26 protein-coding genes are annotated in these 26,045 nt (G+C 44.1%); 14 read left to right on the top strand and 12 right to left on the bottom strand.

Annotated features, from left to right (window positions below):
- Positions 1 to 178: 178 nt before the first annotated feature.
- Positions 179 to 1,072, top strand: coding sequence for a branched-chain amino acid ABC transporter permease (locus ACE1CD_RS11335; RefSeq protein WP_374824018.1), 894 nt, complete (start codon positions 179 to 181; stop codon positions 1,070 to 1,072).
- A 31-nt stretch (positions 1,073 to 1,103) separates the two neighbouring features.
- On the opposite strand, the gene psaX is transcribed toward ACE1CD_RS11335, so the two are convergent.
- From psaX to ACE1CD_RS11320, 3 genes are all read right to left on the bottom strand, one after another.
- Entirely contained in the window at positions 1,104 to 1,244 is a 141-nt protein-coding gene (gene psaX / locus ACE1CD_RS11330; RefSeq protein WP_190463243.1) for a photosystem I protein PsaX, read from the bottom strand.
- Between the two features lie 134 nt (positions 1,245 to 1,378).
- Entirely contained in the window at positions 1,379 to 2,326 is a 948-nt protein-coding gene (gene lipA / locus ACE1CD_RS11325) for a lipoyl synthase (RefSeq protein ID WP_374824015.1), read from the bottom strand.
- 59 nt (positions 2,327 to 2,385) lie between these two features.
- Positions 2,386 to 2,571 (bottom strand): hypothetical protein, encoded by a 186-nt coding sequence (locus ACE1CD_RS11320; protein ID WP_374824012.1) that lies wholly within the window; start codon positions 2,569 to 2,571, stop codon positions 2,386 to 2,388.
- A gap of 321 nt (positions 2,572 to 2,892) precedes the next feature.
- Between ACE1CD_RS11320 and ACE1CD_RS11315 the strand changes: the two genes are divergently transcribed.
- From ACE1CD_RS11315 to ACE1CD_RS11290, 6 genes are all read left to right on the top strand, one after another.
- Positions 2,893 to 3,480 carry a response regulator gene (locus ACE1CD_RS11315; protein ID WP_374824009.1) on the top strand — a complete coding sequence of 196 codons (588 nt, stop codon included), beginning with the start codon at positions 2,893 to 2,895 and terminating at the stop codon, positions 3,478 to 3,480.
- 300 nt (positions 3,481 to 3,780) lie between these two features.
- Positions 3,781 to 4,929 carry a protein kinase gene (locus ACE1CD_RS11310; protein ID WP_374824007.1) on the top strand — a complete coding sequence of 383 codons (1,149 nt, stop codon included), beginning with the start codon at positions 3,781 to 3,783 and terminating at the stop codon, positions 4,927 to 4,929.
- Between the two features lie 44 nt (positions 4,930 to 4,973).
- The gene (locus ACE1CD_RS11305; protein ID WP_374824004.1) at positions 4,974 to 5,213 is read left to right on the top strand and encodes a hypothetical protein; all 240 of its coding nucleotides are present in this window, start codon (positions 4,974 to 4,976) and stop codon (positions 5,211 to 5,213) included.
- A gap of 327 nt (positions 5,214 to 5,540) precedes the next feature.
- Positions 5,541 to 6,092, top strand: a complete 552-nt coding sequence (locus ACE1CD_RS11300; protein WP_374824001.1) for a COP23 domain-containing protein — start codon at positions 5,541 to 5,543, stop codon at positions 6,090 to 6,092.
- A 46-nt stretch (positions 6,093 to 6,138) separates the two neighbouring features.
- Positions 6,139 to 7,335 carry a serine protease gene (locus tag ACE1CD_RS11295; protein ID WP_374823998.1) on the top strand — a complete coding sequence of 399 codons (1,197 nt, stop codon included), beginning with the start codon at positions 6,139 to 6,141 and terminating at the stop codon, positions 7,333 to 7,335.
- A 23-nt stretch (positions 7,336 to 7,358) separates the two neighbouring features.
- Positions 7,359 to 8,312: a serine protease gene (locus tag ACE1CD_RS11290; protein ID WP_374823995.1), complete on the top strand. Its 954-nt coding sequence runs from the start codon at positions 7,359 to 7,361 to the stop codon at positions 8,310 to 8,312.
- A gap of 304 nt (positions 8,313 to 8,616) precedes the next feature.
- On the opposite strand, the gene ACE1CD_RS11285 is transcribed toward ACE1CD_RS11290, so the two are convergent.
- The gene (locus ACE1CD_RS11285) at positions 8,617 to 9,279 is read right to left on the bottom strand and encodes a glutathione S-transferase family protein (protein WP_374823992.1); all 663 of its coding nucleotides are present in this window, start codon (positions 9,277 to 9,279) and stop codon (positions 8,617 to 8,619) included.
- A gap of 409 nt (positions 9,280 to 9,688) precedes the next feature.
- Between ACE1CD_RS11285 and ACE1CD_RS11280 the strand changes: the two genes are divergently transcribed.
- Both ACE1CD_RS11280 and ACE1CD_RS11275 read left to right on the top strand, forming a co-directional pair.
- The gene (locus tag ACE1CD_RS11280; protein ID WP_374823989.1) at positions 9,689 to 9,892 is read left to right on the top strand and encodes a hypothetical protein; all 204 of its coding nucleotides are present in this window, start codon (positions 9,689 to 9,691) and stop codon (positions 9,890 to 9,892) included.
- 86 nt (positions 9,893 to 9,978) lie between these two features.
- The gene (locus tag ACE1CD_RS11275; protein WP_374823986.1) at positions 9,979 to 10,593 is read left to right on the top strand and encodes a chorismate lyase; all 615 of its coding nucleotides are present in this window, start codon (positions 9,979 to 9,981) and stop codon (positions 10,591 to 10,593) included.
- Between the two features lie 56 nt (positions 10,594 to 10,649).
- Here ACE1CD_RS11275 and purF read toward each other — a convergent pair whose 3' ends face one another.
- The 4 genes from purF to ACE1CD_RS11255 all read right to left on the bottom strand — a co-directional run bounded on the left by purF (position 10,650) and on the right by ACE1CD_RS11255 (position 16,602).
- Entirely contained in the window at positions 10,650 to 12,146 is a 1,497-nt protein-coding gene (gene purF, locus ACE1CD_RS11270; protein WP_374795000.1) for an amidophosphoribosyltransferase, read from the bottom strand.
- Between the two features lie 213 nt (positions 12,147 to 12,359).
- A complete protein-coding gene (gene purL / locus ACE1CD_RS11265) occupies positions 12,360 to 15,422 on the bottom strand; it encodes a phosphoribosylformylglycinamidine synthase subunit PurL (RefSeq protein ID WP_374823983.1) in 3,063 nt (1,020 codons plus the stop codon).
- Positions 15,423 to 15,613: 191 nt separating this feature from the next.
- Positions 15,614 to 16,168: a Uma2 family endonuclease gene (locus tag ACE1CD_RS11260; RefSeq protein ID WP_374795090.1), complete on the bottom strand. Its 555-nt coding sequence runs from the start codon at positions 16,166 to 16,168 to the stop codon at positions 15,614 to 15,616.
- 74 nt (positions 16,169 to 16,242) lie between these two features.
- Positions 16,243 to 16,602, bottom strand: a complete 360-nt coding sequence (locus tag ACE1CD_RS11255) for a helix-turn-helix domain-containing protein (RefSeq protein ID WP_374795002.1) — start codon at positions 16,600 to 16,602, stop codon at positions 16,243 to 16,245.
- Between the two features lie 205 nt (positions 16,603 to 16,807).
- On the opposite strand from ACE1CD_RS11255, the gene ACE1CD_RS11250 reads away from it, so the two are divergent.
- Positions 16,808 to 16,969 carry a hypothetical protein gene (locus ACE1CD_RS11250; RefSeq protein WP_374795003.1) on the top strand — a complete coding sequence of 54 codons (162 nt, stop codon included), beginning with the start codon at positions 16,808 to 16,810 and terminating at the stop codon, positions 16,967 to 16,969.
- 279 nt (positions 16,970 to 17,248) lie between these two features.
- On the opposite strand, the gene ACE1CD_RS11245 is transcribed toward ACE1CD_RS11250, so the two are convergent.
- From ACE1CD_RS11245 to apcD, 3 genes are all read right to left on the bottom strand, one after another.
- On the bottom strand, positions 17,249 to 18,064 hold the full coding sequence (locus ACE1CD_RS11245; protein WP_374795004.1) for an Rpn family recombination-promoting nuclease/putative transposase: 816 nt from the start codon (positions 18,062 to 18,064) through the stop codon (positions 17,249 to 17,251).
- A gap of 134 nt (positions 18,065 to 18,198) precedes the next feature.
- Positions 18,199 to 19,485 (bottom strand): ATP-binding protein, encoded by a 1,287-nt coding sequence (locus tag ACE1CD_RS11240; RefSeq protein ID WP_374823980.1) that lies wholly within the window; start codon positions 19,483 to 19,485, stop codon positions 18,199 to 18,201.
- 902 nt (positions 19,486 to 20,387) lie between these two features.
- Positions 20,388 to 20,873, bottom strand: coding sequence for an allophycocyanin subunit alpha-B (apcD, locus tag ACE1CD_RS11235; RefSeq protein WP_190463214.1), 486 nt, complete (start codon positions 20,871 to 20,873; stop codon positions 20,388 to 20,390).
- A gap of 112 nt (positions 20,874 to 20,985) precedes the next feature.
- Here apcD and rlmD point away from each other — a divergent pair, with 112 nt between their 5' ends.
- A complete protein-coding gene (gene rlmD, locus ACE1CD_RS11230; protein ID WP_374824051.1) occupies positions 20,986 to 22,386 on the top strand; it encodes a 23S rRNA (uracil(1939)-C(5))-methyltransferase RlmD in 1,401 nt (466 codons plus the stop codon).
- Between the two features lie 8 nt (positions 22,387 to 22,394).
- On the opposite strand, the gene ACE1CD_RS11225 is transcribed toward rlmD, so the two are convergent.
- On the bottom strand, positions 22,395 to 22,616 hold the full coding sequence (locus ACE1CD_RS11225; protein WP_374823977.1) for a type II toxin-antitoxin system VapB family antitoxin: 222 nt from the start codon (positions 22,614 to 22,616) through the stop codon (positions 22,395 to 22,397).
- Between the two features lie 202 nt (positions 22,617 to 22,818).
- Here ACE1CD_RS11225 and ACE1CD_RS11220 point away from each other — a divergent pair, with 202 nt between their 5' ends.
- From ACE1CD_RS11220 to ACE1CD_RS11210, 3 genes are all read left to right on the top strand, one after another.
- On the top strand, positions 22,819 to 23,415 hold the full coding sequence (locus tag ACE1CD_RS11220) for a Uma2 family endonuclease (protein WP_374823975.1): 597 nt from the start codon (positions 22,819 to 22,821) through the stop codon (positions 23,413 to 23,415).
- Between the two features lie 64 nt (positions 23,416 to 23,479).
- Positions 23,480 to 24,622 (top strand): formylglycine-generating enzyme family protein, encoded by a 1,143-nt coding sequence (locus ACE1CD_RS11215; protein WP_374823972.1) that lies wholly within the window; start codon positions 23,480 to 23,482, stop codon positions 24,620 to 24,622.
- Between the two features lie 172 nt (positions 24,623 to 24,794).
- Positions 24,795 to 25,928, top strand: a complete 1,134-nt coding sequence (locus ACE1CD_RS11210) for an SUMF1/EgtB/PvdO family nonheme iron enzyme (RefSeq protein ID WP_374823969.1) — start codon at positions 24,795 to 24,797, stop codon at positions 25,926 to 25,928.
- The last annotated feature ends 117 nt before the right edge of the window (positions 25,929 to 26,045 follow it).

Below are 26,045 nucleotides of genomic sequence, written 5' to 3'. Positions count from 1 at the left end.
CTTCGGGTCAGACAAAGCTGAAAGTAGGCAAGTGCGCTTGTATGAAGCCAGTCAGTCTGCTTTTCTGAGATTTCGCAGCATTTTTATCGGCTTTCAAAATATGAAGCTTTTCAAACCAGTTGTGTTGGGAGACAATCTATCAAAGCGATAGGACTGGGTAAAGGTTACAAATCAAAAAATGGACGTACAACAAATTGCACAACTGTTTGTAAATGGGATTGCCGTCGGCAGTATCATTGCCCTAGCAGCAGTCGGTTTAACGCTGACCTATGGAATCTTGCGGCTAGCCAACTTCGCTCACGGTGACTTTATGACGCTGGGAGCTTATCTCGCTTGGGTAGTAAATACGAGTGGAGTAAATATCTGGCTAGCGCTGATTTTTGGTGCGATAGTAACGGTAGCTGGAATGGTGTTGTCAGAAAAGCTGCTGTGGTCGCCGATGCGCGATCGCCGTGCTACTTCTACCACTTTAATGATCCTATCCATAGGATTGGCCTTATTTATCCGCAACGGTATTATCTTCATCTGGGGAGGTAGCAATCAATCCTATGCTTTGCCTGTTGCGGAAGCGATCGACATTTTCGGTGTCAAAGTCGCTTTCTACCGGATTGTCGTCGTAATTTTAGCTATTTTAGCAATTGTGGCACTGCACTTGTTATTGCAGAATACCAAAATTGGCAAAGCGATGCGAGCCGTCGCAGATAATGTTGACCTAGCCCGCGTCACTGGTATCAATGTCGATCGCGTCGTGATTTGGACTTGGGCGATCGCGGGCATTTTAACCGCTTTAGGTGGCGGTATGTACGGCTTGATTACGGGAATTCGGCCTAATATGGGATGGTTTTTGATCTTGCCGATGTTTGCCTCTGTAATTTTGGGTGGAATTGGCAATCCTTACGGCGCGATCGCAGGTGCTTTCGTCATTGGTATAGCCCAGGAAGTTACCGCTGGCATCGGTCAACAATTCAACATTCCCTTTTTAGGGCCAGAATATAAACTCGCTGTAGCACTAGCCATCATGGTAATAGTGCTGCTCGTTCGTCCCCAAGGTTTGTTCAAAGGCACGCTCTGAGCAGCACCGATGGCAAAACAAATTGTCGCGATTATACCAGAATATGGAAATAATAGGCTGCTACCAAGAAGTTGATACCTAACAGCAGTAGAAACCAAGCGGTACGAAACGGATAGGGGCCTTTTGTGCTAGGACGAGTTGCATTAGTCGTTTTTGGGACTTTAGCAGTCATAGGCTGTTCTCCTAATTTGGTTTTGGTGATTGATCCACAAATACCAAAGATCGATCCCCAATAACACAACATCAGAGAAAGATTTGTGAATTTCTCAGGTGTGCCTCAAGTGACAAACCTTGAGGCAGTTTAGCTCAAGCGCTCTCACCTGCGTGGTAGGAGCTACGGACGAGTGGCCCGGAACGAACGTGAGAAAAACCCATCTCGCTGGCGATCGTACCCAAACGATCGAATTCTGTCGGTGTCCAGTACTTCTGCACCGGCAGGTGTTCCAGAGAGGGACGCATATATTGACCCAAGGTGATGCGATCGCACCCCACTGCCCTTAAATCTGCCATTGTCTCGATTACTTCGGCTTCCGTTTCTCCATGTCCCAGCATTATCCCGGATTTGGTGGGAATTGTGGAGTCGAGTTGTTTGACAATCTGGAGGACGGCCAGAGTGCGATCGTACTTAGCCCCGCGCCGCACCGGTGCTTGCAGCCGTCGCACCGTTTCAATATTGTGGTTGTAACAAGCCGGCTTTGCCTTCACCACCGTAGCAATCCGTTGATGCTGTTTTTCTTCTGGCGTAAGCTCTGCATCACCTTGACCGCCCCAAAAGTCTGGTGTCAGCACCTCTATTTGCGTCTGGGGATTTAACTCGCGGATAGCCTCCATTGTCGCCGCAAACCAACCCGCTCCCCCATCTGCCAAATCGTCTCGCGCCACGGAAGTCAGCACCACATAGCGCAAACCGAGCAACTGCACTGATTCGGCCACCTTTTGGGGTTCTTGAGGATCTAAAGGCATGGGTGCGTGACCTTTATCTACTTGACAAAAAGCACAAGCTCTGGTACAGGTTGGCCCCATCAACAGGAAAGTTGCTGTTTTTTGGGAATAGCACTCACCCCGATTGGGACAGCGCCCTTCTTCACAAATGGTGTGAATCTGGCGCTGCTTAATAATGCGCTGCACAGTTGAGATTTCACTGGCTTTACCAATACCTCGACTTCGCAACCAAGGCGGCATAGCCTCAATTTCAGATCTCATTTGGGTATTGGCTTTTGGGCTTAGATCTGTACGATTAGCTTCAGATGGCATAGAACTTAAGTATTTATGCTGAAAATCAAGGTACTAGCACTTTTAAAAATTGGTCTGCCTCAAATTGTAGAGCGTTGGCTAAACTGGTATGGCGATCGTATCTCACCTGAGACGCTGATGCGATCGAAACTATCAGAGTTTAGTCCTGCCACCGCCCCACTTGCGCTGATGTCAAAGAAAGTGCTGCTAGGGTGGGCAAGGAACTGATAGTATGGGTGCGTAGACATAGAAATATTAGTCGTCATAGACAATTTCAATTGTCCGTATCGAGACTAAAGCTCGTGAGTGTGGGAGGTTTTGATATACTTAATTTCCCTTGGGGAAGTAAAACGTCGTTCGTTGGTAAGCTGAAAAAAGACTAACACAGTCTATCCAAACGCGGCCCATCTCATCGTGTTTGCCAGGATTCGGTTGTTAGCGGCAAAAAATACTTGCCTTTATCGGACAGCCGATGCAACAGAAAAACCCAAACCGTGTTAGCGCTGCGGTGTCTAGCACAGTGAAGAAGCCCACACGATAGCATTAGTTTTAGAAAAAAATCACTGTTCCCGGCAGAGGAATCGGTCGTGCCTAACAAAATACTCGTTATAGACGACAGCGGAGTCATCCGAAAAACTGTAAAAGATATGTTACCTACGGGTAAATTTGAGATCGTCGAAGCCAAAGACGGCGTAGAAGGACTCAATTTAATCCGCAAGGAACGTCCGAACTGGATTATGTTGGATTTCATCCTGCCAAAGAAAAGTGGTTGGGACGTTTTTCAGGAAATCGAAAAACAACCAGAGCTCCGGACGATTCCTTTAGTGGTAATGTCAGGCCGTAAAGACGAAGTTACTAAAGAAATTCCGGAACCATTTGAATTTTTTGAGTTTTTGGCAAAGCCATTTGACCAGAAGCAGCTGATGGCAGCACTGAAAACTGCCCTGGACAAGTCGAAAAAACGTCCGGCAGCAGCAGCACCTGCGGCGAAAGCAGCGCCAGCTAGTGCAGCAGGTGCTAGTGCAGCAGCGCCGGCAACTGCGGCCACTGACGGAGCGGCAGCAGGTGAAATCCAAGCCCTGAAACAGCAAATGGCCAAAATGCAGGCTGAAATCGAAGGGCTCAAGAAGCAAAATGCTCAGATCATGGCTTTCCTTCAGAAGTTAAAAAAGTAGTCGCTGGACTGTAAAGCCGATTTTGTACGTTTAGAGAAACCGGGTTTTGTGGTGGGTAGCTTTTGTTGTTACTAGCCAAGAAAACCCGGTTTTTCCCATTACTCGACCGATGCGGTGATAGCAGGAACCTACCCCTCTCCATAGAAAGGAAAGTGGCTGGGAGCAGATTACAGAGAAAACGTGTAAGCGAATAGCATTGGTGGCAATTCGGCAATTCATCCTTTAGGATGGGGAAAAATAAGGGACTTGGTTTTAGCAAATCTAGGCCCAAAGCCACAGCGCTCTTCACGGTAGTATGATATGACTTTCTTGCAGGGACAACCTCTCCAAGTTGGGCAAATTGTAGGCGGACATTACCGAATTATTAAACTGCTAGGTAAGGGTAGTTTTGGCGAAACCTACCTGGCGGAGGATTCTCAAGCAATGGATAAAAAGTGCGCGGTTAAACGCCTGACTTTTGTCAGTAACGACCCAAGCACTTTCAACAAAGCCAAAGATTTATTTAAACGCGAGGCGTCAGTTTTACACAAATTAACCAATCCGCCCACAAATAACCAAATACCGCAATTTTTTGCCCATTTTGACGATAATCAAGAGTTTTATTTAGTCCAGGAATTGATAGAGGGACATACTCTGAGCGATGAATTGCAGCGAGTCAGAACGCTTCCAGAAGAACAAGTCGTGGAATTATTGGAAGATGTGCTGAAGATTCTGGAATATATTCACAGTCAAGGGATTATACATCGGGATATTAAACCGGAGAATTTGATGAGACGAAATCGGGACAAGAAAATAGTCCTGATTGATTTTGGTGCGGTGAAGGAAGTAGTGGCGCGATCGATTTTCCAAAATTCGCCACAGAAAGGAACGCAAATTCACACGGCGGGATATGCACCGAAAGAACAACGTCAAGGGGATGCAAAACCAAACAGCGATATTTACGCGCTGGGGATGACAGCAATTGAAGCTTTGACAGGATTAAACCCTGAAAAATTACCCACAGATCCTCGTACCGGTGAAGTTGCTTGGCGGGATAAAGCGCAGGTAAGTAATGGGTTGGCAAAAATTTTAGAGCAAATGGTGCGGGATGATTGGCACAAGAGGTATCGATCGACTTCTGAGGTATTGGAAGCGGTAGAAAAGTTTAAAAATACTTTGATAGTATCGCCGGGACAAGGACAATCAGTGGCTAAGACTCAACCAATCCAAGGAAGAGCAAGTGGGGTAATATCTCAAATGCCTTTGTTGTTGTTGTTTGCAATATTAGCCCCAATAGTGATGTTTGTTTCTTTTGGTATTGCGTTTTTAGTAAAACCAATTGATCCCACACCAAGAGTTTCTACACCCACTTCTACAAAAGAAGACGTTGACGCTCAAAAAGGGAATACCGAAAATAAGCCATGTCCGCCCATTTTGGCTCCAGGTCAGCGTTGTAAATCTGAAAATTAAATAGAACTTTGTTAGCAGATAGTAGGAACAAAACATAAAATATTATGTCAGCAAATCCATCATCTAGTAACAATAATTCTGGCGGCAATAAACTCACAAAGTTAGGCAAGTTAATAGGCGGATTAACAGCATTGGTAGTGTTTGTTAAAGGGGGAATAGAGATAGTAGCGGATTCGACGCAAATCTATGACTATTGTAATAAAACAGACTGGTGCAAGCGATTGTGGCCAGAACCTCCCCTCTGTCCTGTTATACTTCCTCCAGGCCAGCGTTGCGATCGCTAGTCTGCAAATTGCACTGTCAAGTAGGGTAGCTGTAGTTGAGGCTACCCAGACCAGCCAAAGCAGAAATTTATGAAGAAAGCAAATAATCTGCCTTTCCGGGATGTTTGGTATAAAAAGTAGTGAATGATACATTTTGGCTGGACAATGAAGGCTGAAAACCTTGATGCAGCTAGATTATAAGCTTGGGTGATCACCACAAGCACAGGAGAGCCAGCTTAAAGAAATGTAATTTCGTCAGATAATATACTTTTACGAAAAAAATGCTACCATCTTTGGAAATAAATATTACGATATGGCTTTCTTCAATAGAGTGAGTTGAGTGTACCTATGAGCATAAAGCGGAGTATATCCATCCTTACAGCATCCATCGTTGGATTAGCATCTAGCATTGCAATAACTACCCCAGCTAAATCTGAGTCGCAATACCGTTTTACTTGTAGGCAAATGGGAAGCGTGTGGACAACTGTCGCTCAAACTCCTCGCGGGGACAGACCCTATATCCAATGGACTTCTGATTTCGGTGGATTTGCTGGGTACAGCCGTGAAGATCGCTGCAAACAAGTTAGCGCTAGACTGGATAGCTACGTTCGTGAGCAAAGTCCGCTTTACCTTACCCACGGCAGGCACGAGAATGGCTATCCAATTATCTGCCGCACGAACTTTGAGGGAAGAGGTTGCAGTGGAAATGATATGGTTTATACGATCGATCCTAACGGCACTCAGACTGCTCAGGACGTTCTTAAACAGTTACTAAGACTATCTGGAAATGACTTTAAAGATCCGGTTCCCGTTTTTGCAAGTTCCTGCCGTTTATATGTCAATGTTCGCCAGCATTTGCAAGAACAACCCAGCGCTTCATTTGCTTGCAGTCCTCGATAATCCTTAGTTTTTTCTAGTTTCAGGAGTTTCGGGCAAACTTTATTCAATGAACCGTAATCTCGCCCTATTTATGACTATGGCCTGCGTGTTTAGCTCAACAATACAGCTACCTACGCAGGCATTTAATTCAGAGCCTACTGCCATAGGAGAAAGAGCAACTTCTTTACCTTTATTTGATAAAGAAGTACAGAAGAAAGCTCAAGAAATTACGATAAAAGTTTTTGTAGTCTTGCCCCAAAATTCTCAGGAAATTAATGGTTCTGGGTTTATAGTTAAACGGCAACAATTTCAAAAAGGCAAACCTTATGTTTATCTAGTTCTGACTAACAATCATGTGTTAGAAGATTTAGTAAATCCGTACCAAATCCAAACACCAGACGGTCAGATTTACAAAGCATATCCACACCGAAAAGTTGACTTTAAGGGAAATGACCTAGCTTTGTTAGAGTTCAGTAGCAATAAAGTTTATAAAGTCGCCGAATTAGGTGATTCATCAAGATTACAAGAAGAGCAAAAAGTATTTGTGGCTGGCTTTTCATGCGAACCAAGTCCATGTAAATCAAAGTTGGTATTTACATCTGGTGTATTAGCTCCTATGTCTTTTTTATTAGGTGGTAAGACTTTTATTAAAGGCTACGGAATCGGATATGACAATAATACCACTCCGGGAACAAGCGGCGGCCCGGTTTTGGACTCTATGGGTAAGGTAGTGGCTGTGAATGGAAAGGGTAAGAATTCAAAATCACCTTTTGCCAATACAGAAAATCCGTATACATTTATGAATGGGGATAAGCCTGACGAAAATATCGAACAGTTAATGAGATATTTTGCTTGGGGAATTCCTATAGAAACCTATAAAACACTAATAAGTGAAACTCAGGTAAAAGTTGACAAACCTGCAAATCATCCATCTGGATCGTTAACAAATGCGGATTCAGGACAAAAAACTGGTGAGTCAACAAAAACACAAGCCAGCACACCTACCAGTTCTTCCAAATCGCCTGAAGAACAAAAGACTTCACCAGAAAACTTAGAAAATTGGTTATGTCCCCTTGTTGGTGTAGTATTATTAATTAGCTGTGGGTTTAATGCTTTTTTACTCTGGAAATTGTCCAGAAAAAATCCGGCAATTAGTCAATCGAATGAAATAGATTTAATGTACAGAAATAAAGATTATCCAGAAGACCAATTACGAGCCGATCATTCTCAAAGATTCAGGGAGAAAGAGACAAGGAAAGAGTAATCAAACAGAGGTGACTTGTAATTGTGAAAATATATCGTTTAATTAAAATACCAATAGTTTTGACTTTGATAGTACTGATAATTATAACTTTGGTGAATTGTGGTGGAGGTGGAAAAATATCTCCTACTCCCCCTGAACCTCCTTCTCCCCCCACAATAGAGGAACAAATAAGGAAAATAGCTGAAGAAACAACCGTTCTAATCGGTGGAAGCTCCGATTCTGGATCTGGGGTAATAGTTGCTAGCAAAGGTAATACTTATTATGTCCTTACAGCGAAGCACGTTGTCGGGATAGAGCCTGGTGAGTCTGAATATCCATACCAAGTACAAAGTAAAACATACGCTAAGCCCCTACGGGTAGCAAGTGCTAAGGATTATAAAGAGAAAGTCAAAAAATTTAAAGATAACGTTGATTTAGCAATAATAGAATTCGAGGCAGAAGCTGGTCAAAAATTCCAAGTTGCTCAGATGGCAGACTCTTTATATAAAGGTATGTCTGTTTATGCCTCTGGTTGGACAAGTTGCTTACCATTAGACAAAAAACAAAAAAGATTCCATTTTACTGTCGGAAAAATATGTAAAATTGAAGGAAATGCAGAAAATGGTTATAATGTACGATACACTAATAACATAGTTAAGGGACTCAGTGGTGGCCCGATTTTTGATTCGATGGGTCGAGTTGTTGCTATCCAAGCAGCCTTAGTAGATGACAAAGGAAAAGAATTTGACCGTCAAGCTTGCGAATCTATACCTAAAAACCCTAATAATGATTTCTCTGATGCCAGGGGTGTTTCCATCAAGCAAAACTTGTCTGAGTTGAAATCAAAGTTGCCCTCTGAGACTGAGTTAAATCTGCAAAAAAGCATTTCACGTCAAGCTGATTCAAAGGATGATACAAGCTGCCGGACATTACCTACTTATTGCCCTCCTATATTACCCCCCGGTCAGCGTTGTCAGACTAAACCAGTATCGGAGTAGCACAAATTTTACTAAATCGTTGAGGTAGAAAGAGCGATCGCCCTCGCCAAGTCTACCCCACCCCCTAGAACGCCAGTCCAGTAAACGAGGTTGACAAAATAAACATAATGTGGATTTCTATTTAGACCCAGGGCAGGGCGAAGCAAGAGGGCAGAAAATCTTGGGTGTTGTGTCATAAATTGTCGCCCTCTTGCTTCGCCCCTACATAATTCATATTTCGTTGTTTTTGTCAATTTATTGTACTGGACTGGGGCTCTAGCTCCCTCTAGACGGAGAGGGGGAAAAGAGTTCTAGGTCATCGATTTTAATGTGCTGCCATTAGCTGTTGCAATCGAGGCTTTAAAAAGGCTTCAACTTCTTCCAGACTTACTTCCGTATTTTGCCAAGTCTCACGGGCTGTCAAGCGATCGCACCAAGCGCTCAATTTGGGATAATTATCCAGAGGCACTCCTAGACTGGGCAACCAAGGCATGACTGTTCCGGCGACGAGTTCGGCGAGAGTAAGACTATCGCTATTCCCAAAATAAGGTCGATCGCCCAGTAACCCCTCAAAAAAGTTCAGCACCGTATGTATTCGCTGCTCTGCTTGCTTTAGTTTCTGTGGGTCATCCGTAGGAAGACCCATCATCCGATAAGTCAAAGGATTCGTAGCTGGTAACAGTTCGTTGACAGTCACCATTTCCACCATCCGCACGGTTGCTAGCGCTTTGGCATCGGTGGGTAGCATCGCAGGCGCGGGATACTTCGCTTCCAGATAGTCAAGAATTGCTAAGGATTCGACGATCGTGAAGTCGTCATCGACTAAAACTGGAATGTGGTGGAAAGGATTAAGGGCGAGAAAATCCGGTTGCAACTGATCTCCATCCAGCTCCATCTTCACCAATTCAAACGGGATCTGCTTTTCTAGCAGCGCAATCCAGACACGGCGAGAGTTTGGGGAAATGGGGGTGTGATAAAGTTTAAGCATGGTTTTTCGCTCGATCGCACTTCAGGCTAATTTTAATTTTTGCTTAAAATTTGCCCATTGTGGCATAAGGTGCAGAAAAAGCTTTTAGTTTCAATTGATAAATTTTTACTTGTTTACCTACAAATGGTTTTAGATCCAAATAAGCATAATGAGCTTCCGATCGCGATTGTCGATCGCATCCCAGGATAAAATTAAATTAGATAGGGCTGTTCTTTGCGATCGCTCTCATCAACCCAATACGCTTCTTGCGAAATTCCGGACAGATAAATTTTTTATTCTTAGTAACCAATATCCTGCTTAAGACTGATGTAGATTACTAATAAATTTTCAACCTTTGTGGGATAACCGATCGAGAAAGTTTGCTGAAGTTATAGCTGTTTGCGATCGCATACAAGATTGAGGCAAAAAAATGACATCAGAAGCTAATAAACCTGTAGAAAAAGCTGATGCTGACAATTTTGATGATTCCGGTTTCTTAACCCCTGAGACTGGTTCAGATCCTGCTGACGCGGATGATAATACCGATCGCTCAGCTTCCGAAAGCGATCGCACCGAAGAGGACGACAAAGCTGCTGAGCGTCAGAAAAGAATTATGAGCCGCATACCGCAATAAGTCCAGTTAGCCTTGAAATTGACCGATCTCAGGAATATATCGCCAGCAAGGTTATCATTGTAAATAGTTAAGTTATGTAATGAACCTTGACTGCAACCCACAGAGCCACAGAAATCCTGACCCAGCCAACCGCTTGGCACCCCCTTACTCCCATCTGGCAGGGAGGAGAAGCAATTATTCAACAAGGATTGCCGCACACTCAACTGGCACCAACATGGCAAATGTTTCTGCTGGGAGACGGTTCTCCAACGCGCCATCTGCAATTGCTCACTGGTGAGAAGATCGAAGTAGATGTGATTGATATGTCCGCCATTGGGATAGACTCGGATGGCGCACCCGCACAAATGGAAGTCGTGCCGGGGCCACGCATACGACGACAGGTATGGTTACGCAAGGCTTCTGGAGAACGGTTAGCTTATGCTGCTTCTTGGTGGGAAGCTAGCCATGTGGATGAATACTTGCAAAATCGCTCTTTGCCAATTTGGGCTAGTTTGGAACGCCTGCGAACCGAGTTATATAGAGATGTGCAAGGAATTTATTACGGTCGATCGTCAGCCTTAGAAGCTGCATTTGGATATGAGGGGCCGTTTTGGGGCCGTCACTACCTATTTTGGCATCACAGACAGCCCCTAACGCTGATTTATGAGGTGTTTTCCCCTTATTTAACCAAGTATCTTGGCCCAATGCAGATGAATGGATAAGGGGTAGCAGGTGCGTAGTTGCGATGAGCGCTAAAGCGCAACTACGTACCTGTTGGCTAACAGCTAGCAACTTTTTCCAGGATCAGTTTAGAGCGTTTGACAGGCTCCGGAACTGCGATCGGATAATCGCCAGTGAAGCAGGCGGAACAGAAAGTTTGCGGGTCTTCTCCAGTCGCTTTGAGCATCCCTTCGCGGCTGAGATATGCCAATGAATCAACATCGATTTGCTTGGCAATTTCTGCGACAGATTTGGTAGCGGCAATCAGTTGGTCTTGATTGTCGGTATCGATACCGTAGAAGCAAGGGTGAGTGACTGGCGGAGATGAAATTCGCATATGCACTTCGGTCGCACCAGCATCGCGCAATGCCTTGACGAGTTTGCGACTGGTAGTTCCCCGGACGATCGAATCATCGACAATCACAATCCGCTTCCCACCCAAAACATCTTTAAGAGGATTGAGTTTCATACGGATACCAGTTTCCCGCATTTTCTGAGTAGGCTGAATGAAAGTCCGACCCACGTAGCGATTTTTAATCAGACCTTCAGCGTAGGGAATGCCGGAAGTTTGCGAATAACCAATCGCAGCAGGAATGCCAGAGTCGGGGACGCCGATTACAATGTCCGCATCAATCGGTGATTCTTCTGCCAGATGACGCCCCAGTCGCAGCCGATAGCTGTACAGGCTCTCACCTTCCATAATGCTATCTGGGCGTGCGAAGTAAATCATTTCAAAGATGCAAAGTTTGCGCTTTGGCTGTTGCGTCCAGTGGAAGGAAGCTAATCCGGCATCTGTGATCCAAACCAATTCTCCCGGTTCTACATCGCGCAGGTATTCGGCTCCAATGATATCTAAGCCGCAGGTTTCGGAGGCGAGAACGTAGCGCTTGGTACGGGCATCTTCGCCTGTGTCGATCGTACCAATGACTAGGGGACGAATGCCGTTAGGGTCGCGGACGCCCATTATACCAACTGGAGTGCCAATTGTTAAACTAAAGGCTCCCTGACACCTGTGGAAGGCGCGAATAGCACCTTCGAGCCAATCATAACCCGCATTCACTTCTTCGGCGATCGCATGAGCAATCAACTCTGAATCCGTTGTGCTGACTAAATTACAGTTACTTTCCAGCAACTCTTGCCGCAGAACTGCCGTATTGACAAGATTCCCGTTATGTGCTAAACCCAATGCACCCAGACGAGTTTCGACAACTGCTGGCTGAGCATTAACAACGCGACTGGAACCGGTGGTAGAGTACCGAGTGTGACCGACTGCCAAATTACCAGGAAGATTTTTGAGGATAGTTTCGTTAAAGACTTGGGACACCAACCCCATTTCTTTGTGCAAATGCACGCGATCGCCTTCAAAAGTGGCAATGCCTGCCGATTCTTGACCTCGGTGCTGCAAAGCGTACAGCCCAAAATAAGTTAATTTAGCGACATCTTCTTCCGGTGCTAAGATGCCAAAAACACCACAGGCTTCCTCTGGTTTATCGATTCTTGCCTCGTCGCTCATGCCAGGATAGTCGTCACAGGAGAAGGGATCGTTGGGGATCATGCTACGGCTTTGCTCCTAATAGGAATTTTGAGTCAGAGGTATCGCTCTTAAGAAAGAGATTAACAAAAGTTTACCCATCTTAAACAGCTCTTAACAAGACGGATTTTTTGAGTAGGGGAGGGTTTTTGCTCCAATGATTGACCGAAGTCGCCCCTACTGCGGTCTGGACTATTTGTACTGAAACACTCAATCAAAGAGAACTGAGCTAATTGGCTAAATACTTAAACGCCGTTCGATAGCGTGAAATGAGCGATCGCACACGTCCGTAATGGTAACGTCGATTAAGGGTCGATCGTCTGCCGTAATTACCCGTAAATGGGCATCGGCATTACCGACTTGACCGATTTTTTGCCAATTTTCGCTCAGTTCCTCCTTCAAATAGGATTCCCAAATTTGCGATCGATCTTGCGCTACCGACACAATAATTCTTGCGCCGCCTTCCCCGAATAGAAGACAATCCCAGCGCACAGAATCTGATGAACTAACTCCTAAATTAATTTCGGCACCTAACTTACCGCCAATGCAAGCTTCCGAGAGTGCAATCGCCAATCCTCCTTCAGCACAATCGTGAGCCGATCGCACCCAACCTTGACGAATTCCCTCGCGACAGGCAGCTTGCACGCGGCGTTCCAACTCAAAGTCTACCACTGGTGGAATTCCGGCGACAACACCGTGAATTGCGGCTAAATACTCAGAAGCAGCCAATGTTATCTCTCTTGTGGGGCGGGCATCCTGCCCGCCTTCTGTTTGTGACAGGCGAGACGCCTGTCCCACAAGTGCCTGTTCCGCAAGAGGTTGTCCCAGTAAATAAATTAAATCTCCCGCTTGTTGCCAAGCTTGGCCACAAATCTGGGTAATATCGGGAATCAATCCCACCATTCCCACCACCGGAGTCGGATAGATAGGTTGAGGATTACCATCGCTATCGAGCGTTTCGTTGTAGAGGGAAACATTACCACCAGTGACAGGTGTACTGAATTCCCGACAAGCTTCCGCGATTCCCCGACAAGCTTCTGCCAATTGCCAATATCCTACAGGCTTTTCCGGACTGCCGAAATTGAGGTTATCCGTAACTGCTAAAGGTTCTGCCCCCACACAGCTGAGGTTGCGTGCAGCTTCGGCGACAACTGCTTTAGCACCTTCGTAGGGATTGAGATAGACGTAACGGGAATTGCAATCAACAGTTGCAGCAACTCCCAATTTTGGATTTTCGATTTTGGATTTTGGATTGGGGAGTGTTTCTGCGGCGCGAATCCTGACAACTGCTGCATCGGCACCACCGGGTAAAATGACAGTATTGTTCTGCACTTGATGATCGTATTGACGATAAACCCAACGTTTAGATGCAATAGTGGGATTATCCAAAAGTGTGAGCAGGATATCGTTCCAACTTTTCAAATTACCTTCAATTTCAATCCCCCCTATACTGCAAGCAGGTAGAGATTCATCTGTCCATTCCCAAGCTTTGCGGGCATATTCTGGAGGTTGTGCCAGTAACTCGCGATGATAAATTGGTGTATTATCCGCTAATGCAGTAGCCGGAATTTCAGCTGCCACTTTACCTTGGAACAAAATTCGCACAATTGGTTCGGAAATAACCTCTCCCGCGACTACTGCTTGCAATCCCCAACGATGGAAAATATCAATTAATTCCTGTTCGCGTCCTTTATGGGCAACAAACAGCATTCTTTCTTGGGATTCTGACAGTAAATATTCGTAGGGAACCATACCGCTTTCCCGCACTGGGATTTTATCTAAATCCAGTTCTATTCCCACACCGCCTTTTGCTGCCATTTCGGAAGTCGAACAGGTAATTCCTGCTGCACCCATATCTTGTGCTGCGACAACCGCACCTGTTTTAAAAGCTGCCAAACAAGCTTCGATGAGGGATTTTTCTAGGAAAGGATCTCCCACTTGCACGGCGGGGCGATCGTCCATCGATTCATCGCTAAGTTCCGCACTGGCAAAACTTGCGCCTCCCATCCCATCTCTCCCCGTAGTAGAACCGACATAAAGTACGGGATTGCCGATTCCTACTGCACCAGATTTTACGATATCCTGGGTTTCCATTAACCCCAATGCCATGACGTTGACTAACGGATTTCCGGAATATGCAGGATCGAAATAAACTTCACCGCCAACTGTGGGTACTCCAACGCAGTTGTGAGTGATAATGCCGGAACTGGTAACGAAAAGATGAGTATTATCTACCTCAACATCGTAGACATCGCACTCATCAACAGAATTAGTTTCGATGCTTTTAATCTTGACAAAAGCGACATCATCTGATGATTGGCGAAAACGCGGAAACGAATATTTTGTTCCGTTATACCGATTTAAAGCTGTTGCTAACTCGACAGTGCGTTCTTCATAAACGTCTTTACTGTGCGCCTCATCCAAGGTGCTGAGTAAATCTAGCGCCGGAACATCTTCGCTGTCCGAGTAAGGGAAATTGGTAAGTATGGGAATCTCATCGCCAACGCTTAAAGATAGTGCTGGTAGGATGTCCCACTGACCGTTACGTCGAATGAAGCTGGGATGATCTCGTGTAACCGTGAGAGTACGACCTAAACTTGTACGAATAATTACAAGGTTATTGCTGCGTCGCTTGAAAATACGTCGCACTGGTTGCCAGCAACTTTGCAGGGTGTCGGGGTCTAGGGAGAGCGTTTCTACAGAGGTAGCAGCATCTAATTCTACGGTTGTTTTGTCGGATCGCAACCGCGATTCCACAAAGTTTCCGATGGTATCAAAATGGACGCCGTTCTCGTCGCGCCAGATAAATGTCTCTTTGGCGACTAAGCAATTTCCATAATGGGATATTCCCGAAACTACGCCACTGAACAATCTTCTGGTACGCGCATCTTCCAGAGAACCGAAGCGGAGGGAGTTCAATAGAGCGATCGGTCTAGCACCCATTGTAAAGATATCGCGCAGAATGCCACCAACGCCTGTGGCTGCACCTTGAAATGGTTCGACTGCTGAGGGGTGGTTGTGAGATTCTATTTTAAAAGCGAGTCGGATTCCGTCACCTAAGTCTACCACTCCGGCGTTTTCTCCGGGGCCGACGAGGATGCGATCGCCTGTGGTGGGAAACTGTTTGAGTAGGGGTCGGGAATTCTTGTAGCAGCAGTGTTCCGACCACATGACGCCAAACATTCCCAACTCAGCTTTGTTGGGATGGCGACCGAGACGGTTAACGATTTCTTGATACTCTTCAGGTTTGAGTCCTTCAGCGGCGATTTCTTCGGGAGAGAACGGAGAAGTGGTAGACATGGAACCCTTGCACTAATAGCACAGGCTTAATTTTATCGATTATTGTCCTGTTTCGTGTCATCTTTTCGTATTTGGCGAATGCAGTTGTACAAAATCAGGATGGCATAACTAAGTACGATCTTTAAATTAGTCTAAATGTCGTTAGTGTTCTGCTTTGCTTTATTTCCATAGTTTTTTCATTAGCTAAATTTCTATTCAAACACGGTCGGCCATATTTCAGAAATCAATAATTCCCAATCAGGAAATAGGTCTGGGAGAGTAAGAATATCTCCATCGTTTAATACTACTGGTTGGTTATTGAGGCGATATACGGTAACAGTTAGCCGATCCGGGTCGATAAGTATTCCAACTTTAGCTCCTTCGTTCAGAAATAATTGAATTTTTTCTCGCAGGGGACGAATGCGATCGCTTTGAGATTTAATCTCTACTACTAAATCTGGAACTATCCGACCGAAGTATCGGGGACTTTGCCTGAGTCTTTCTGCACTGACAAAGGAAACATCCGGTGCGGTTAGGTCTGAATTAGGCAAAATAAATCCGCCACTGGATTCAAAAACACGCCCCAACCGGCGGGGGTAAACCCAATTCCCAAGCAGCCGACAAAATATTGCGCCAACTTCACTGGATACGATATCTGATGGTCCCATAACAATGATTTTTCCGTCCCGTAATTCCAGTTGGTAGTCGAGATGATTTTCCTTGAGGATTATTTGCAGCTGTTCCAGATGTTTGACGGTTAAGGCCATTGATGTTGAGGAATCGTCAGATTCGTCAAGTAATGCTAGTTCTTCTGGCAAGGTTTCCATAATTCGCTTATTAGCTAGGTTTCTTGCAAAACGTTGTGAATCAGTTCTGCTGCTAGTTCTAGCTTATCGCGGTGGGTCAGGGCTTCCAGGTCAACTGTAACTACAGACTTGCGTTTGGATGTCGATGGAGATGGCGTTGCAGCTGGTAAGTCTAAAGTTTCGTAAAAGTAGTCGATCGACTTACCATAGACCCCTGCGAATGCGGGTAATTCCCTCTCAGCGTCTACCTTGCGCTTCCCGTTCTCGATTGTGGATAGCGTCTGCTGACTCATAGTGATGTCGTAGCGAAGATCCAGCTGCTCAATGACTTGTTCTTGGGTCATTCCTAGCAATTCACGGGTAGCACGAAGACGCTGACCAAGGGAAAACGCCATGTTTAAATATCACAAAATCTTGTACTTACATGAAAATCCTATAATTTTCCTTAAGAAGGCTCCACTAGATAACCTTGTTGAGCTTAAGATAATCAAGTAATGTTTCAGATCATCATCTTGAGACTTTGCGTAACTTAAGGATTGAGTAATAAAAATATGGAAAGCCAGACTACAATGCGTCCCGACCAAACTGGAACGAGGATTGATGTTGAATATTTATGAGGGAAAAGGCAAGGAAATGTCCATGTCCAAAACGCAAGCTATGGCAAAAACACTTTATTTAGATACGACGGAGGAACGCCTAGTATCTCAGAAATTGAGGCTGCAATTGAAGATTCTGAGGTCTTACGGAGAGCATACAACCTGAAAAAGAGAGAAGTTATGGAAAACCTAGTAGAAGAAATCGAAAAAGCGATCGGAATAATGAATAATTATGCCGAAAATGGATAAAAAATATAATGGTTAATCCTAAATAACGCTTGGCTAACCATCTCTTAATAAACAACTCCTGACGACTGATGGCGGTAAACTTGTAAATCAAGACGCTCTCAATCAATTTGAGAATTTTTCCCTCCATAAAAATGCGATCGCACTTCCATATTGGGCAATTTCAAGTGCGATCGCTGTTAATCTAAATCCCTATAAATTATCCTTTTGGCGTATCACCAGTTTCTGCGCGAGAAACCCGTTTTACTGCTTCAATATCCAAACCAAGCCTTTCGGCTATTTGTTGGACAGTCAAACCCAATTGCAATAAAATGGGTACTGTTTCTAATTTGCCTTCTAATTTGCCTTCCTGTTTGCCGTCTTCTTTGGCTTCCTGATAAAATCTTGTCTGTTTTAAATCGCTTAATCCAAACATGGTTTCTATCTCCTGGCGACTTAGTGCTGTAAATTTGTAAATCAAGACGCTCTCAATCAATTCTATAACTTTCCGTAAGAGAGCTTCATCCGACAGTTGCGTGCGTGCTTGTTCTAGGAGTCGATGAGTTATTTCAACTGCTGTTTCTGCGCTTCCAACTACTAGCTGTACTATCCCCAAGCTTAGGGATGAGGATGCTGTTTCCCCTAACTCATCGAGATATACAGATATGATTTGCTGACTCATTAGCAATCCTCGATACTGCATTGGTACTCCCGGATCGAGATTGCGCCTTGCAAATAGTGCTACTGCACGCCAGTCGTTAGCAGGTTTATACTGACCCAAGTAGACGAATATTTCCGTTATAAATCGCCAGTAAAAGTCTGATTTTGGCTGAAACTGAACTTCGACAAAGTAGATGGGTTGTTCGATCGCATTTTCGGGGGGTAAAAATAAACCATCAACGCTACGCGCCAGTTCTTTAATTTCTTGCGAACAAAATTCATAGCGATTAGCTAGTGATGGCGCTTGACCGATCAGTTCAAACAACAGACTGGGGAAGGTTTGAAAGATTTGATAAAAGATGGTGTCTGTTCTCACAGGGGTTGGTTGTCATATCAGGATTAGTTAAGTTTATTTTGGCACGATATGGGTGCGATCACCTGGTTAATAACCTATACGAAAAAAAAGCGATCGCTTGTCAAGGCGATCGCTCTATTCCACTGTCACTTTTGTTATAAGCTGCTATTTTGGAGAGAGCGATCGAGATCGTCGCAAACACAAAAGATTTTAGTTTCCCAATTGCTGGTAGGTAAGTTCGTACAAATAGTTGGCAGAGTTACTTTAATCGTTGTTCCAGTACCCACTTCACTTTCGACTGCGATATTACCACCATGTAATTCCACCGCTCGCTTAACAATTGCCATTCCCAGACCAGTACCAGAAAAATTCAAAACATTACTGGATCTATGAAACGCTTCAAATAGGTGTTTGCGATCTTCTTTAGGAATGCCTACACCCCGATCTTTTATGATAAAGTTTATTTGGTTTGTTTGGCAATCTAGCTGAAAGTAAATTGTGTTACTATGCGGCGAATACTTAACAGCGTTTAACAGCAAATTAATCAAAATCTGCCTCAAAAGAATTTTGTCCGATACTAAAGTAATATTCTCGCAGTTGCTGTCAAATACCAGTCTGTGTGTGGTTTTTGTAATTGTTTGAACGTCTTGCCAAATCGATTCGCAAAAACCCTTAATTTCAAATGGCGAAATCTTAACTTTTGTTTTCTTTAATTCCGCTTTGCCAATCGCTATAAAGCCTTCTAAAAGCTCATTCATACTTTTAACATTTTCAGTAATTCTATCGAAATATTGTAACCGATCTTTGGCATTTAATTTATTGCCGTGTAGTTTTAGTAAATCGCTTGTTGTTATAATAATTGTTAAAAATGTCCGTAATTCGTGGCAAGCCATCGAAAAAAACCGATCTTTAATAAGATTAATTTCTTTTTGTTTTGCCAGTTGCAACTGCATCATTTCTTCAGAATGCTTGCGCTCCGTCATATCCTCGACAGATCCTTCATAACCAACTATATCGCCGTTGCTATTATAAATAATGCGTACATTTTCAGAAATCCATATTATACTGCCATCTTTGCGATATACTTGAGATTCAAATTTACACACGGTATTTCGAGCTTCCAATAGTTCCATTAACTCCTCATAGCGATTTGGATCGACATATAGCTGCTCTTTGATATTTGTAATATTCCCGATCAGATCAGCGGGTGAATCGTAACCGTATATGGAACATAGCATTTGGTTCGCTAGCAAGTATTTACCGTTATTTGTAGATTGAAACATACCCACAAGGGCGTTTTCAAAGATGCTGCGATACTTTACTTCTGTTTCCTGTAACCTTTTTTCTAGTATCTCTCTTTTGGTAGAGATGCTGGGCGGCAATTCAGGTGTATCGTCTATCCTGTCGATAGTATGGTATTGATGTTCTACATTCAAAGACATTGGCTAAAACTCTCCATAATTTAGGACACTAATTTTTTTAGTTTAAGATTCCGACTTGAGCTGTCGCCAATTTTACAAATGGCTTCAATTTTACTTAAAACCCAGCATAAATCTAGACAAAACAGTGCTATTTCGCTCTACTAAAATAACTGCTTAGAGATTTTAGTTGGCGCAGCAGGAGTAAGTCTTTTGGCGATACCAAAAGAGCATAAAAAGTCTTGCAGATTTTTAAGCTTTATCTATGGTAAGCGAATTAAGATGTGTTAGTTGTAACATTGATTACAAATAAATAAATTTTATTTTTTCGATTAAGGAAACGATTGTTTTGAAAGTTTAATTTTTCTATGAAAAATAGTTTATAAAACTACAATTTACTTTCACGATCCATTGAGAACTTTTTACCTGGAAATAGTAGGTGTGGTGATAGTCGTAAAACCTGGGTTACCAATTTATAACCAAGACAGGAAGGATTTGGCCATCTCTTGAAATTCTGGATATTTTCCGCTTAAGTCGAGATAGGTAGATAATGCAAAACTTCGATATAAATTTAGTGATGTAAATCACAAAATAACATGATTTAGATCGCGATCGCACCTTTGCGAAACGGTCATACTACAAAACAACTGAACTCTAGCCGAGTCATCGACAGGGAACACACGACCAGCCGACAGATCCTACAAGCAGACTGTCGGTTTTTTATTGACAAAAGTTTATTTTAATTTAAGATTAAGACCATGAAAATTTCCCCACCGATTGTCAGTGTCCTGACAAAGAGTCAGCCAGGAAGCACCGACAAGGGTGGGGAAGGAGGCTAAAATGAAAAGGTTGAAGTCTATTGACGTCCCGAAGGCAAACTTTGGCTCAGCTCAGTCAGCTTTCTAAGGGTACTCAGAAAGCGGGAATTAGGACATCCCCTGAATAATGTAATCAAAGTAAGGCGCTGCTTCGGCAGCATCTTCTTCACTCAAAAGAGCCAAAGAAGCTTTCTTCAAACAACGGATAGCTTCAGCCATTCCCGGTACGGGTACGCCCAATGAATTGTACATTTCCCGTGCGCCAATCAAACCGATCTTCTCGATCGGTTCTTTGTCGCCGCAGAGAATGCCATAAGTGACTAGGCGCAAGTACCAGCCATAGTCTCTCAAACATAGCGCCCGTTGGCGCTGCCCGTAGGCGTTACCGCCAGGGGCGATGAAGTCGGGACGTTTCTGCCACAGGAGTTTGCTAGCTTCTTGAACTATCTTCTTTTCATTTTCAGCTAGTGTGGCGACGATGCGCGTCCGCTGTACGCCCGTTTGAAAAAACTCTTTGATACTCTTGAGTTCGCCAGTGCTAGGATAGCGAAGCTCGTCGTCGGCTTTGAGAATAACTTGGCTAACTACGCTCATGATATTGCGATTGCGTTAACTCAGATAACATTACGTAGTTTAACGATTCTGAGTGACACAAAGAAAGAGAGGCGATGGGGATATGGGGAGAGGGGGAGATTGGAAAATGGCGATGATTCAAAATTCTGAGTCTAAAACGGAATATTCAAAATCTGATGATATCTGGCAACAGGGCGACTTGGTTGAGATCGATATTAACGATTTAACCGACTCTGGGGATGGGGTGGGGCGTTGGAGGGAACGGGTGGTGTTTGTTCCGGATACGGTGGTGGGCGATCGCATTTTAGTTCGTCTGGTGCGGGTGAAACCGGAATACGCCCACGGCAAACTAGACCAAATTATAGAACCATCTGCCCACCGCATTCGCCCCAGCTGCATTGTGGCAGATAAATGTGGGGGCTGTCAGTGGCAACATATCGATTACCAGTACCAGCTAGAAGCAAAGCAAAATCAGGTGATTCAAGCTTTGCAGCGGATTGGGGGTATTGACAATCCACCAGTCGATCGCATTTTAGCGGGTGATTGCGATTTGGGATATCGTAACAAAGCGACATATCCCCTAGCGATATCATCAGCAACGGGACAAGTGCAAGCGGGATATTACCAAAAAGGCAGTCACCAACTGATTAACTTGAATCAATGTCCGACGCAAGATGCACGTTTAAATCCCCTCCTAGCAGAGGTGAAACGGGATATCCAGCAGCGGGGTTGGCAAGTTTACGACGAAAACCGTCACAAAGGGCAAATTCGGCATCTGGCGTTGCGAATTGGACGCCGTACCGGTGAAATGTTGCTAACTCTGGTAGTGAAGGATTGGAAGTTACCGGGAATGAAAGCGCAGGCAGAGGAGTGGCTGAAGCGGTATCCTGAGTTGGTGGGGGTGTCGCTGAATCGCAATGGCGATCGCACTAATGCTATTTTCGGTGACGAAACTCGCTGTATTGTGGGCAAACCTTACCTGCGCGAGGTGTTTGCCGATTTGGAGTATCAAATTCGTCCGGATACTTTTTTCCAAGTTTACACAGAAACTGCTGAGGCGCTGTTGCGGGTTATTGAGTCGGAATTGCATCTGCAAGGCGATGAGTTTTTGCTAGATGCTTATTGCGGTATCGGTACGATGACTTTGCCGTTAGCGAAACGGGTACGGGAAGCAATTGGGTTGGAAGTGCAATCGGAGGCGGTAGAACAGGCAAAGACAAATGCAGAATTGAACGGTATTAATAATGTCACCTTTCAAGTTGGCGAAGTGGAGAAGTTACTACCGCAGTTAGATGTCAAGCCGGATATTGTATTGTTAGATCCGCCCAGGAAGGGATGCGATCGGGCTGTTATCGAAACTTTACTGCAAATTAAACCTCAGCGCATTGTTTACGTCAGTTGCAAACCCGCCACCCTCGCCCGCGACCTTAAATTATTGTGTCAAAACGGCGAATATCGCTTGACAAAAGTGCAACCTGCCGATTTCTTTCCGCAGACAGCGCACGTAGAAGCAGCTGCTTTTTTGGTGCGTTGAATCTACTTTCATTGTTTTTGCCGTTGTTGCTTGTAGTCGTAATCTTCGTCGTAGTCAATAGTGCCGAAAAGTTCTAATACTTTAAGTTGCTTGCGGTGTTGGATGTACTCACGCAGAGCAGCTTCGATCGCAGCGCTGGTTGTAGGATGTTTACCCAGCGCAATGGCTTCTTGGAGGAGGGTTTCGTCGATTTGGAAATTTGTCACTAGACTTCGGTAGAGCGATCGCATTATTCAGATTACATATATTTTATAACGGTTTGCAGCCCAGAAACTCGGTTTCTTAAAGAAACCGGGTTTCTGTCTACACTTTACCTTTTTTTCTTTTTCCTTGCCGTCAGAGGTAGCTATCATTTGAACCGAAGTGATATAACTATATTATTGGCAAATACGCTAAATTTACCCGCTCGATTTTTTCCTCTTGCAATTCGCTATGATAACAACCGCAGTAACAACTAAACGACTCACCTTTGAGGAGTACCTTGCTTACAACGATGGTACAGATACTCGTTACGAATTAGTTAATGGACAATTGGTTCCTATGAGTCTTGGTAGTGGAAAACATGGTGCAGTAATGCACTTCCTAGAGCAAACTTACAATCTTGAAATTGCTCGTTTAGCAAGAGATTGGATTGCCCTAAAAGCATTAGTCGGCGTTCGTTCTCCCCGTGGCGGTCGATGGGATACTTCGCGCATCCCAGATGTGGTTGTGATTCCAATGTCTCAATGGCGCGAATTGCGAAATCGAGAGGCTGTTATTGAACTCAACGAAGCGCCTCCTTTGTTGGTGGTAGAAGTTGTCAGTGAATCGACAAAAACGGCAGATTATCGAGCTAAGCGAGTTGAGTACAATGTACGAGACATACCAGAATATTGGATTGTGGATTTGTTAAATAATAAAATTACAGTTTTTAGTCTAGTTGAGGAACTATACGAACCAGTTGAATTTACGGGTTCGGATAGGATTGTGTCTGGAACTTTCCCTGAGTTAGAATTAACGCTTGACCGGGTATTAGCAGCGGGAGAGTAGCAAATTTGGTGGTGCGATCGCATATTAATCCAAAACCCCAAATCAGCCAGTTATCAAAAGCACAATGAGAAAAAAACCTAATCAACCGAAAAAACATGATGTTGTATTTGGCGGTCAAAATCCGCCACCTATTGATGCACCTATATTAGAAGGAATTGAAGGGGTTAAACTACGGTTAGCTAACCCAGAGGTAGAAGTGAAAGTTGCTGCACTAAAAGACGCCATCAATTATGGAGACGCCGGGATAGATTTGATAATTAAAGCTTTGCAAGAGGAATCAAGGCAGGTAAAGTTTACCGCTTATGACTTGCTCAAAGATAGAACAGAACCAAAAGTAAAACAGCATTTCGCTAATTTCCTCTTCTTCGAGTTTGATGCGATCGCAGTCAATGAGTTTGGACAAGAAATTAGCCGTGAGTGCCACGTTGCCGAATACTTTGTTGAAGACTTAGACAATGGCGTTTTTTTGGAAATGGTATTGATTCCCGGCGGGACTTTTATTATGGGTTCGCCGGAAAATGAGAAGGGATCGTCTTTCTATGAAATTCCCCTACATGAGGTAAAAGTTCCACGCTTCTTCATGGGGAAGTATGTTGTCACTCAAGCGCAGTGGGAAGCTGTCGCGGCTTTACCTCAAATCAATTGTTTTCTAGACCCCTATCCATGTTATTTCAAAGGTGCTTCTCTACCAGTAGAGCAGATTTCATGGGATGAAGCAATGGAATTTTGTGCTAGGTTATCCCAAAAAACAGGACGCAACTATTGTTTACCTAGCGAAGCACAGTGGGAATATGCCTGTCGTGCTGGAACAACGACACCTTTTCATTTTGGCAAGACAATTACTAGCGAACTGGTGAATTTCGGACAGGGAATTTATGCCTTTGAACCCAAAGGAACTTATCCTTTTAAGACAATGCCTGTGGGGAATTATCCCCCAAATCCTTTTGGGCTATATGATATGTATGGGAATGTCTGGGAATTTTGCGCTGACTCCTGGCATGACAATTATGAGGGTGCGCCCACAGATGGCAGTGCTTGGTTAGCTGATAACGTTCCTCGCAAAGTGCTGCGCGGTGGTGGGTGGTCTATTGGTCCGTACTGTTGTCGATCGGGAGCTCGCTACTGGTCCGATCGCAGCAACAAGCACAGAGGCAGAGGTCCCGAAATCGGTTTTCGGGTTGCGTGTACTGCGGTGCGAACTAATTAGCCTTTAATATTACTAAACTCTTGTTCAGCAAATGCTAAAGCTTTATTAAGATGTTTGCCAATTTGGATATTAGTCGCTAGATTTCGGTGGATCGATCGCATTTTTTAGGCCACATTTTTCCTAAGTCACATATTAATCCAAAATTCCAAATCGGTTGGTTATCAAAGGCACAATGACAGAGAATCTCGATCGACCCAGAGAATATGATGCTGTATTGGGCGGTCAAAATCCGCCGCCTATTGATGCTGCTGTTTTAGGAGGATTGCAAGGCGTTAAACGACGCTTAACAAATCCAGAAGTAGAAGTAAGACTTGCGGCACTTTCGGATGCACTTAAATATGGAGAAGCAGGCTTAGACTTGATAATTCAAGCTTTGCAAAATGAATCAAATCAGGTTAAATTTACTGCTTATTCTTTGCTTATAAATATAAGAGGCAGAAAATTTAGAGAGCAAATAGCTAATTTTCTACCCAGCTTCGAGTTTGATGCGATCGCAGTCAATAAATTGGGACAAAAAATTAGTATTTGCCGTCGGGTTGCCAGATATTTATTAGAAGACTTAGGTAATGGTGTTTTTTTAGAAATGGTGTTAATTCCAAGCGGAAGTTTCCTGATGGGTTCGCTGGAAACCGAGGCGGAAAGACAAAGTTATGAAAGCCCTCAACATAAGGTAAAAATTTCATCGTTTTGTATGGGCAAATATCCTGTGACCCAAGCACAGTGGAAAGCCGTTGCAGCTTTACCTCAAGTCAATATTTCTCTAAATCCAGATCCATCCTGTTTTAAAGGTGCAAATCTACCAGTAGAGCAGGTATTATGGGAAGAAGCAGTAGAATTTTGTGCGAGATTGTCTCAAAAAACCGGATATACTTATCGGTTGCCCAGCGAAGCGGAATGGGAATATGCTTGTCGCGCTGGAACAACAACACCTTTTTATTTTGGCGAAACAATCACGCCGGAACTGGTGAATTACAAGCAAGCGGAGACTTCTACCTCTGAAGCCGAAAGTGGCTTTCATGATAAAACAACACCAGTCGGGAGTTTTCCTCCTAACTCTTTTGGATTATACGATATGCACGGGAATGTGTTTGAATGGTGTGCTGATTCTTGGCATGACAATTATGAAGGTGCCCCCAGCGATGGTAGTGTTTGGAAATCTAACGATCCTAAAAAGCTACTGCGCGGTGGTTCTTGGGCTTACTATCCCAGAGTTTGTCGTTCGGCGTTTCGCTTCCATCACGATGCGAGGCAAAGGTATCCAGTCATTGGTTTTCGGGTCGTGTGTGTCGGTGCGTGGAATGAGTAGCTTTTTTATGTGATTTTACTCTTTTATTTTTATTTTTCGTAAATCGGGGATTATAAGTACGAAAATAGCAAATTTGGTGGTGCGATCGCAAATTAATCCAAAATTCCAAATCGGCTG

The organism is Aerosakkonema sp. BLCC-F183 (genome assembly GCF_041929145.1).
Taxonomy (GTDB): domain Bacteria; phylum Cyanobacteriota; class Cyanobacteriia; order Cyanobacteriales; family Aerosakkonemataceae; genus Aerosakkonema.
The sequence above is the reverse complement of the archived record's forward strand: the minus strand, read 5'-3'. Positions and strand labels throughout refer to the sequence as shown.

Bases quoted from the DNA above. Each gene is read 5' to 3' on its own strand.
- ACE1CD_RS11335 (WP_374824018.1), top strand. From the start codon at position 179: ATGGACGTACAACAAATTGCACAACTGTTTGTAAATGGGATTGCCGTC.
- psaX (WP_190463243.1), bottom strand. From the start codon at position 1,244: ATGACTGCTAAAGTCCCAAAAACGACTAATGCAACTCGTCCTAGCACA.
- lipA (WP_374824015.1), bottom strand. From the start codon at position 2,326: ATGCCATCTGAAGCTAATCGTACAGATCTAAGCCCAAAAGCCAATACC.
- ACE1CD_RS11320 (WP_374824012.1), bottom strand. From the start codon at position 2,571: ATGACGACTAATATTTCTATGTCTACGCACCCATACTATCAGTTCCTT.
- ACE1CD_RS11310 (WP_374824007.1), top strand. From the start codon at position 3,781: ATGACTTTCTTGCAGGGACAACCTCTCCAAGTTGGGCAAATTGTAGGC.
- ACE1CD_RS11305 (WP_374824004.1), top strand. From the start codon at position 4,974: ATGTCAGCAAATCCATCATCTAGTAACAATAATTCTGGCGGCAATAAA.
- ACE1CD_RS11300 (WP_374824001.1), top strand. From the start codon at position 5,541: ATGAGCATAAAGCGGAGTATATCCATCCTTACAGCATCCATCGTTGGA.
- ACE1CD_RS11295 (WP_374823998.1), top strand. From the start codon at position 6,139: ATGAACCGTAATCTCGCCCTATTTATGACTATGGCCTGCGTGTTTAGC.
- ACE1CD_RS11285 (WP_374823992.1), bottom strand. From the start codon at position 9,279: ATGCTTAAACTTTATCACACCCCCATTTCCCCAAACTCTCGCCGTGTC.
- ACE1CD_RS11280 (WP_374823989.1), top strand. From the start codon at position 9,689: ATGACATCAGAAGCTAATAAACCTGTAGAAAAAGCTGATGCTGACAAT.
- purF (WP_374795000.1), bottom strand. From the start codon at position 12,146: ATGATCCCCAACGATCCCTTCTCCTGTGACGACTATCCTGGCATGAGC.
- purL (WP_374823983.1), bottom strand. From the start codon at position 15,422: ATGTCTACCACTTCTCCGTTCTCTCCCGAAGAAATCGCCGCTGAAGGA.
- ACE1CD_RS11260 (WP_374795090.1), bottom strand. From the start codon at position 16,168: ATGGCCTTAACCGTCAAACATCTGGAACAGCTGCAAATAATCCTCAAG.
- ACE1CD_RS11255 (WP_374795002.1), bottom strand. From the start codon at position 16,602: ATGGCGTTTTCCCTTGGTCAGCGTCTTCGTGCTACCCGTGAATTGCTA.
- ACE1CD_RS11250 (WP_374795003.1), top strand. From the start codon at position 16,808: ATGTTGAATATTTATGAGGGAAAAGGCAAGGAAATGTCCATGTCCAAA.
- ACE1CD_RS11240 (WP_374823980.1), bottom strand. From the start codon at position 19,485: ATGTCTTTGAATGTAGAACATCAATACCATACTATCGACAGGATAGAC.
- apcD (WP_190463214.1), bottom strand. From the start codon at position 20,873: ATGAGCGTAGTTAGCCAAGTTATTCTCAAAGCCGACGACGAGCTTCGC.
- rlmD (WP_374824051.1), top strand. From the start codon at position 20,986: ATGATTCAAAATTCTGAGTCTAAAACGGAATATTCAAAATCTGATGAT.
- ACE1CD_RS11225 (WP_374823977.1), bottom strand. From the start codon at position 22,616: ATGCGATCGCTCTACCGAAGTCTAGTGACAAATTTCCAAATCGACGAA.
- ACE1CD_RS11220 (WP_374823975.1), top strand. From the start codon at position 22,819: ATGATAACAACCGCAGTAACAACTAAACGACTCACCTTTGAGGAGTAC.
- ACE1CD_RS11215 (WP_374823972.1), top strand. From the start codon at position 23,480: ATGAGAAAAAAACCTAATCAACCGAAAAAACATGATGTTGTATTTGGC.
- ACE1CD_RS11210 (WP_374823969.1), top strand. From the start codon at position 24,795: ATGACAGAGAATCTCGATCGACCCAGAGAATATGATGCTGTATTGGGC.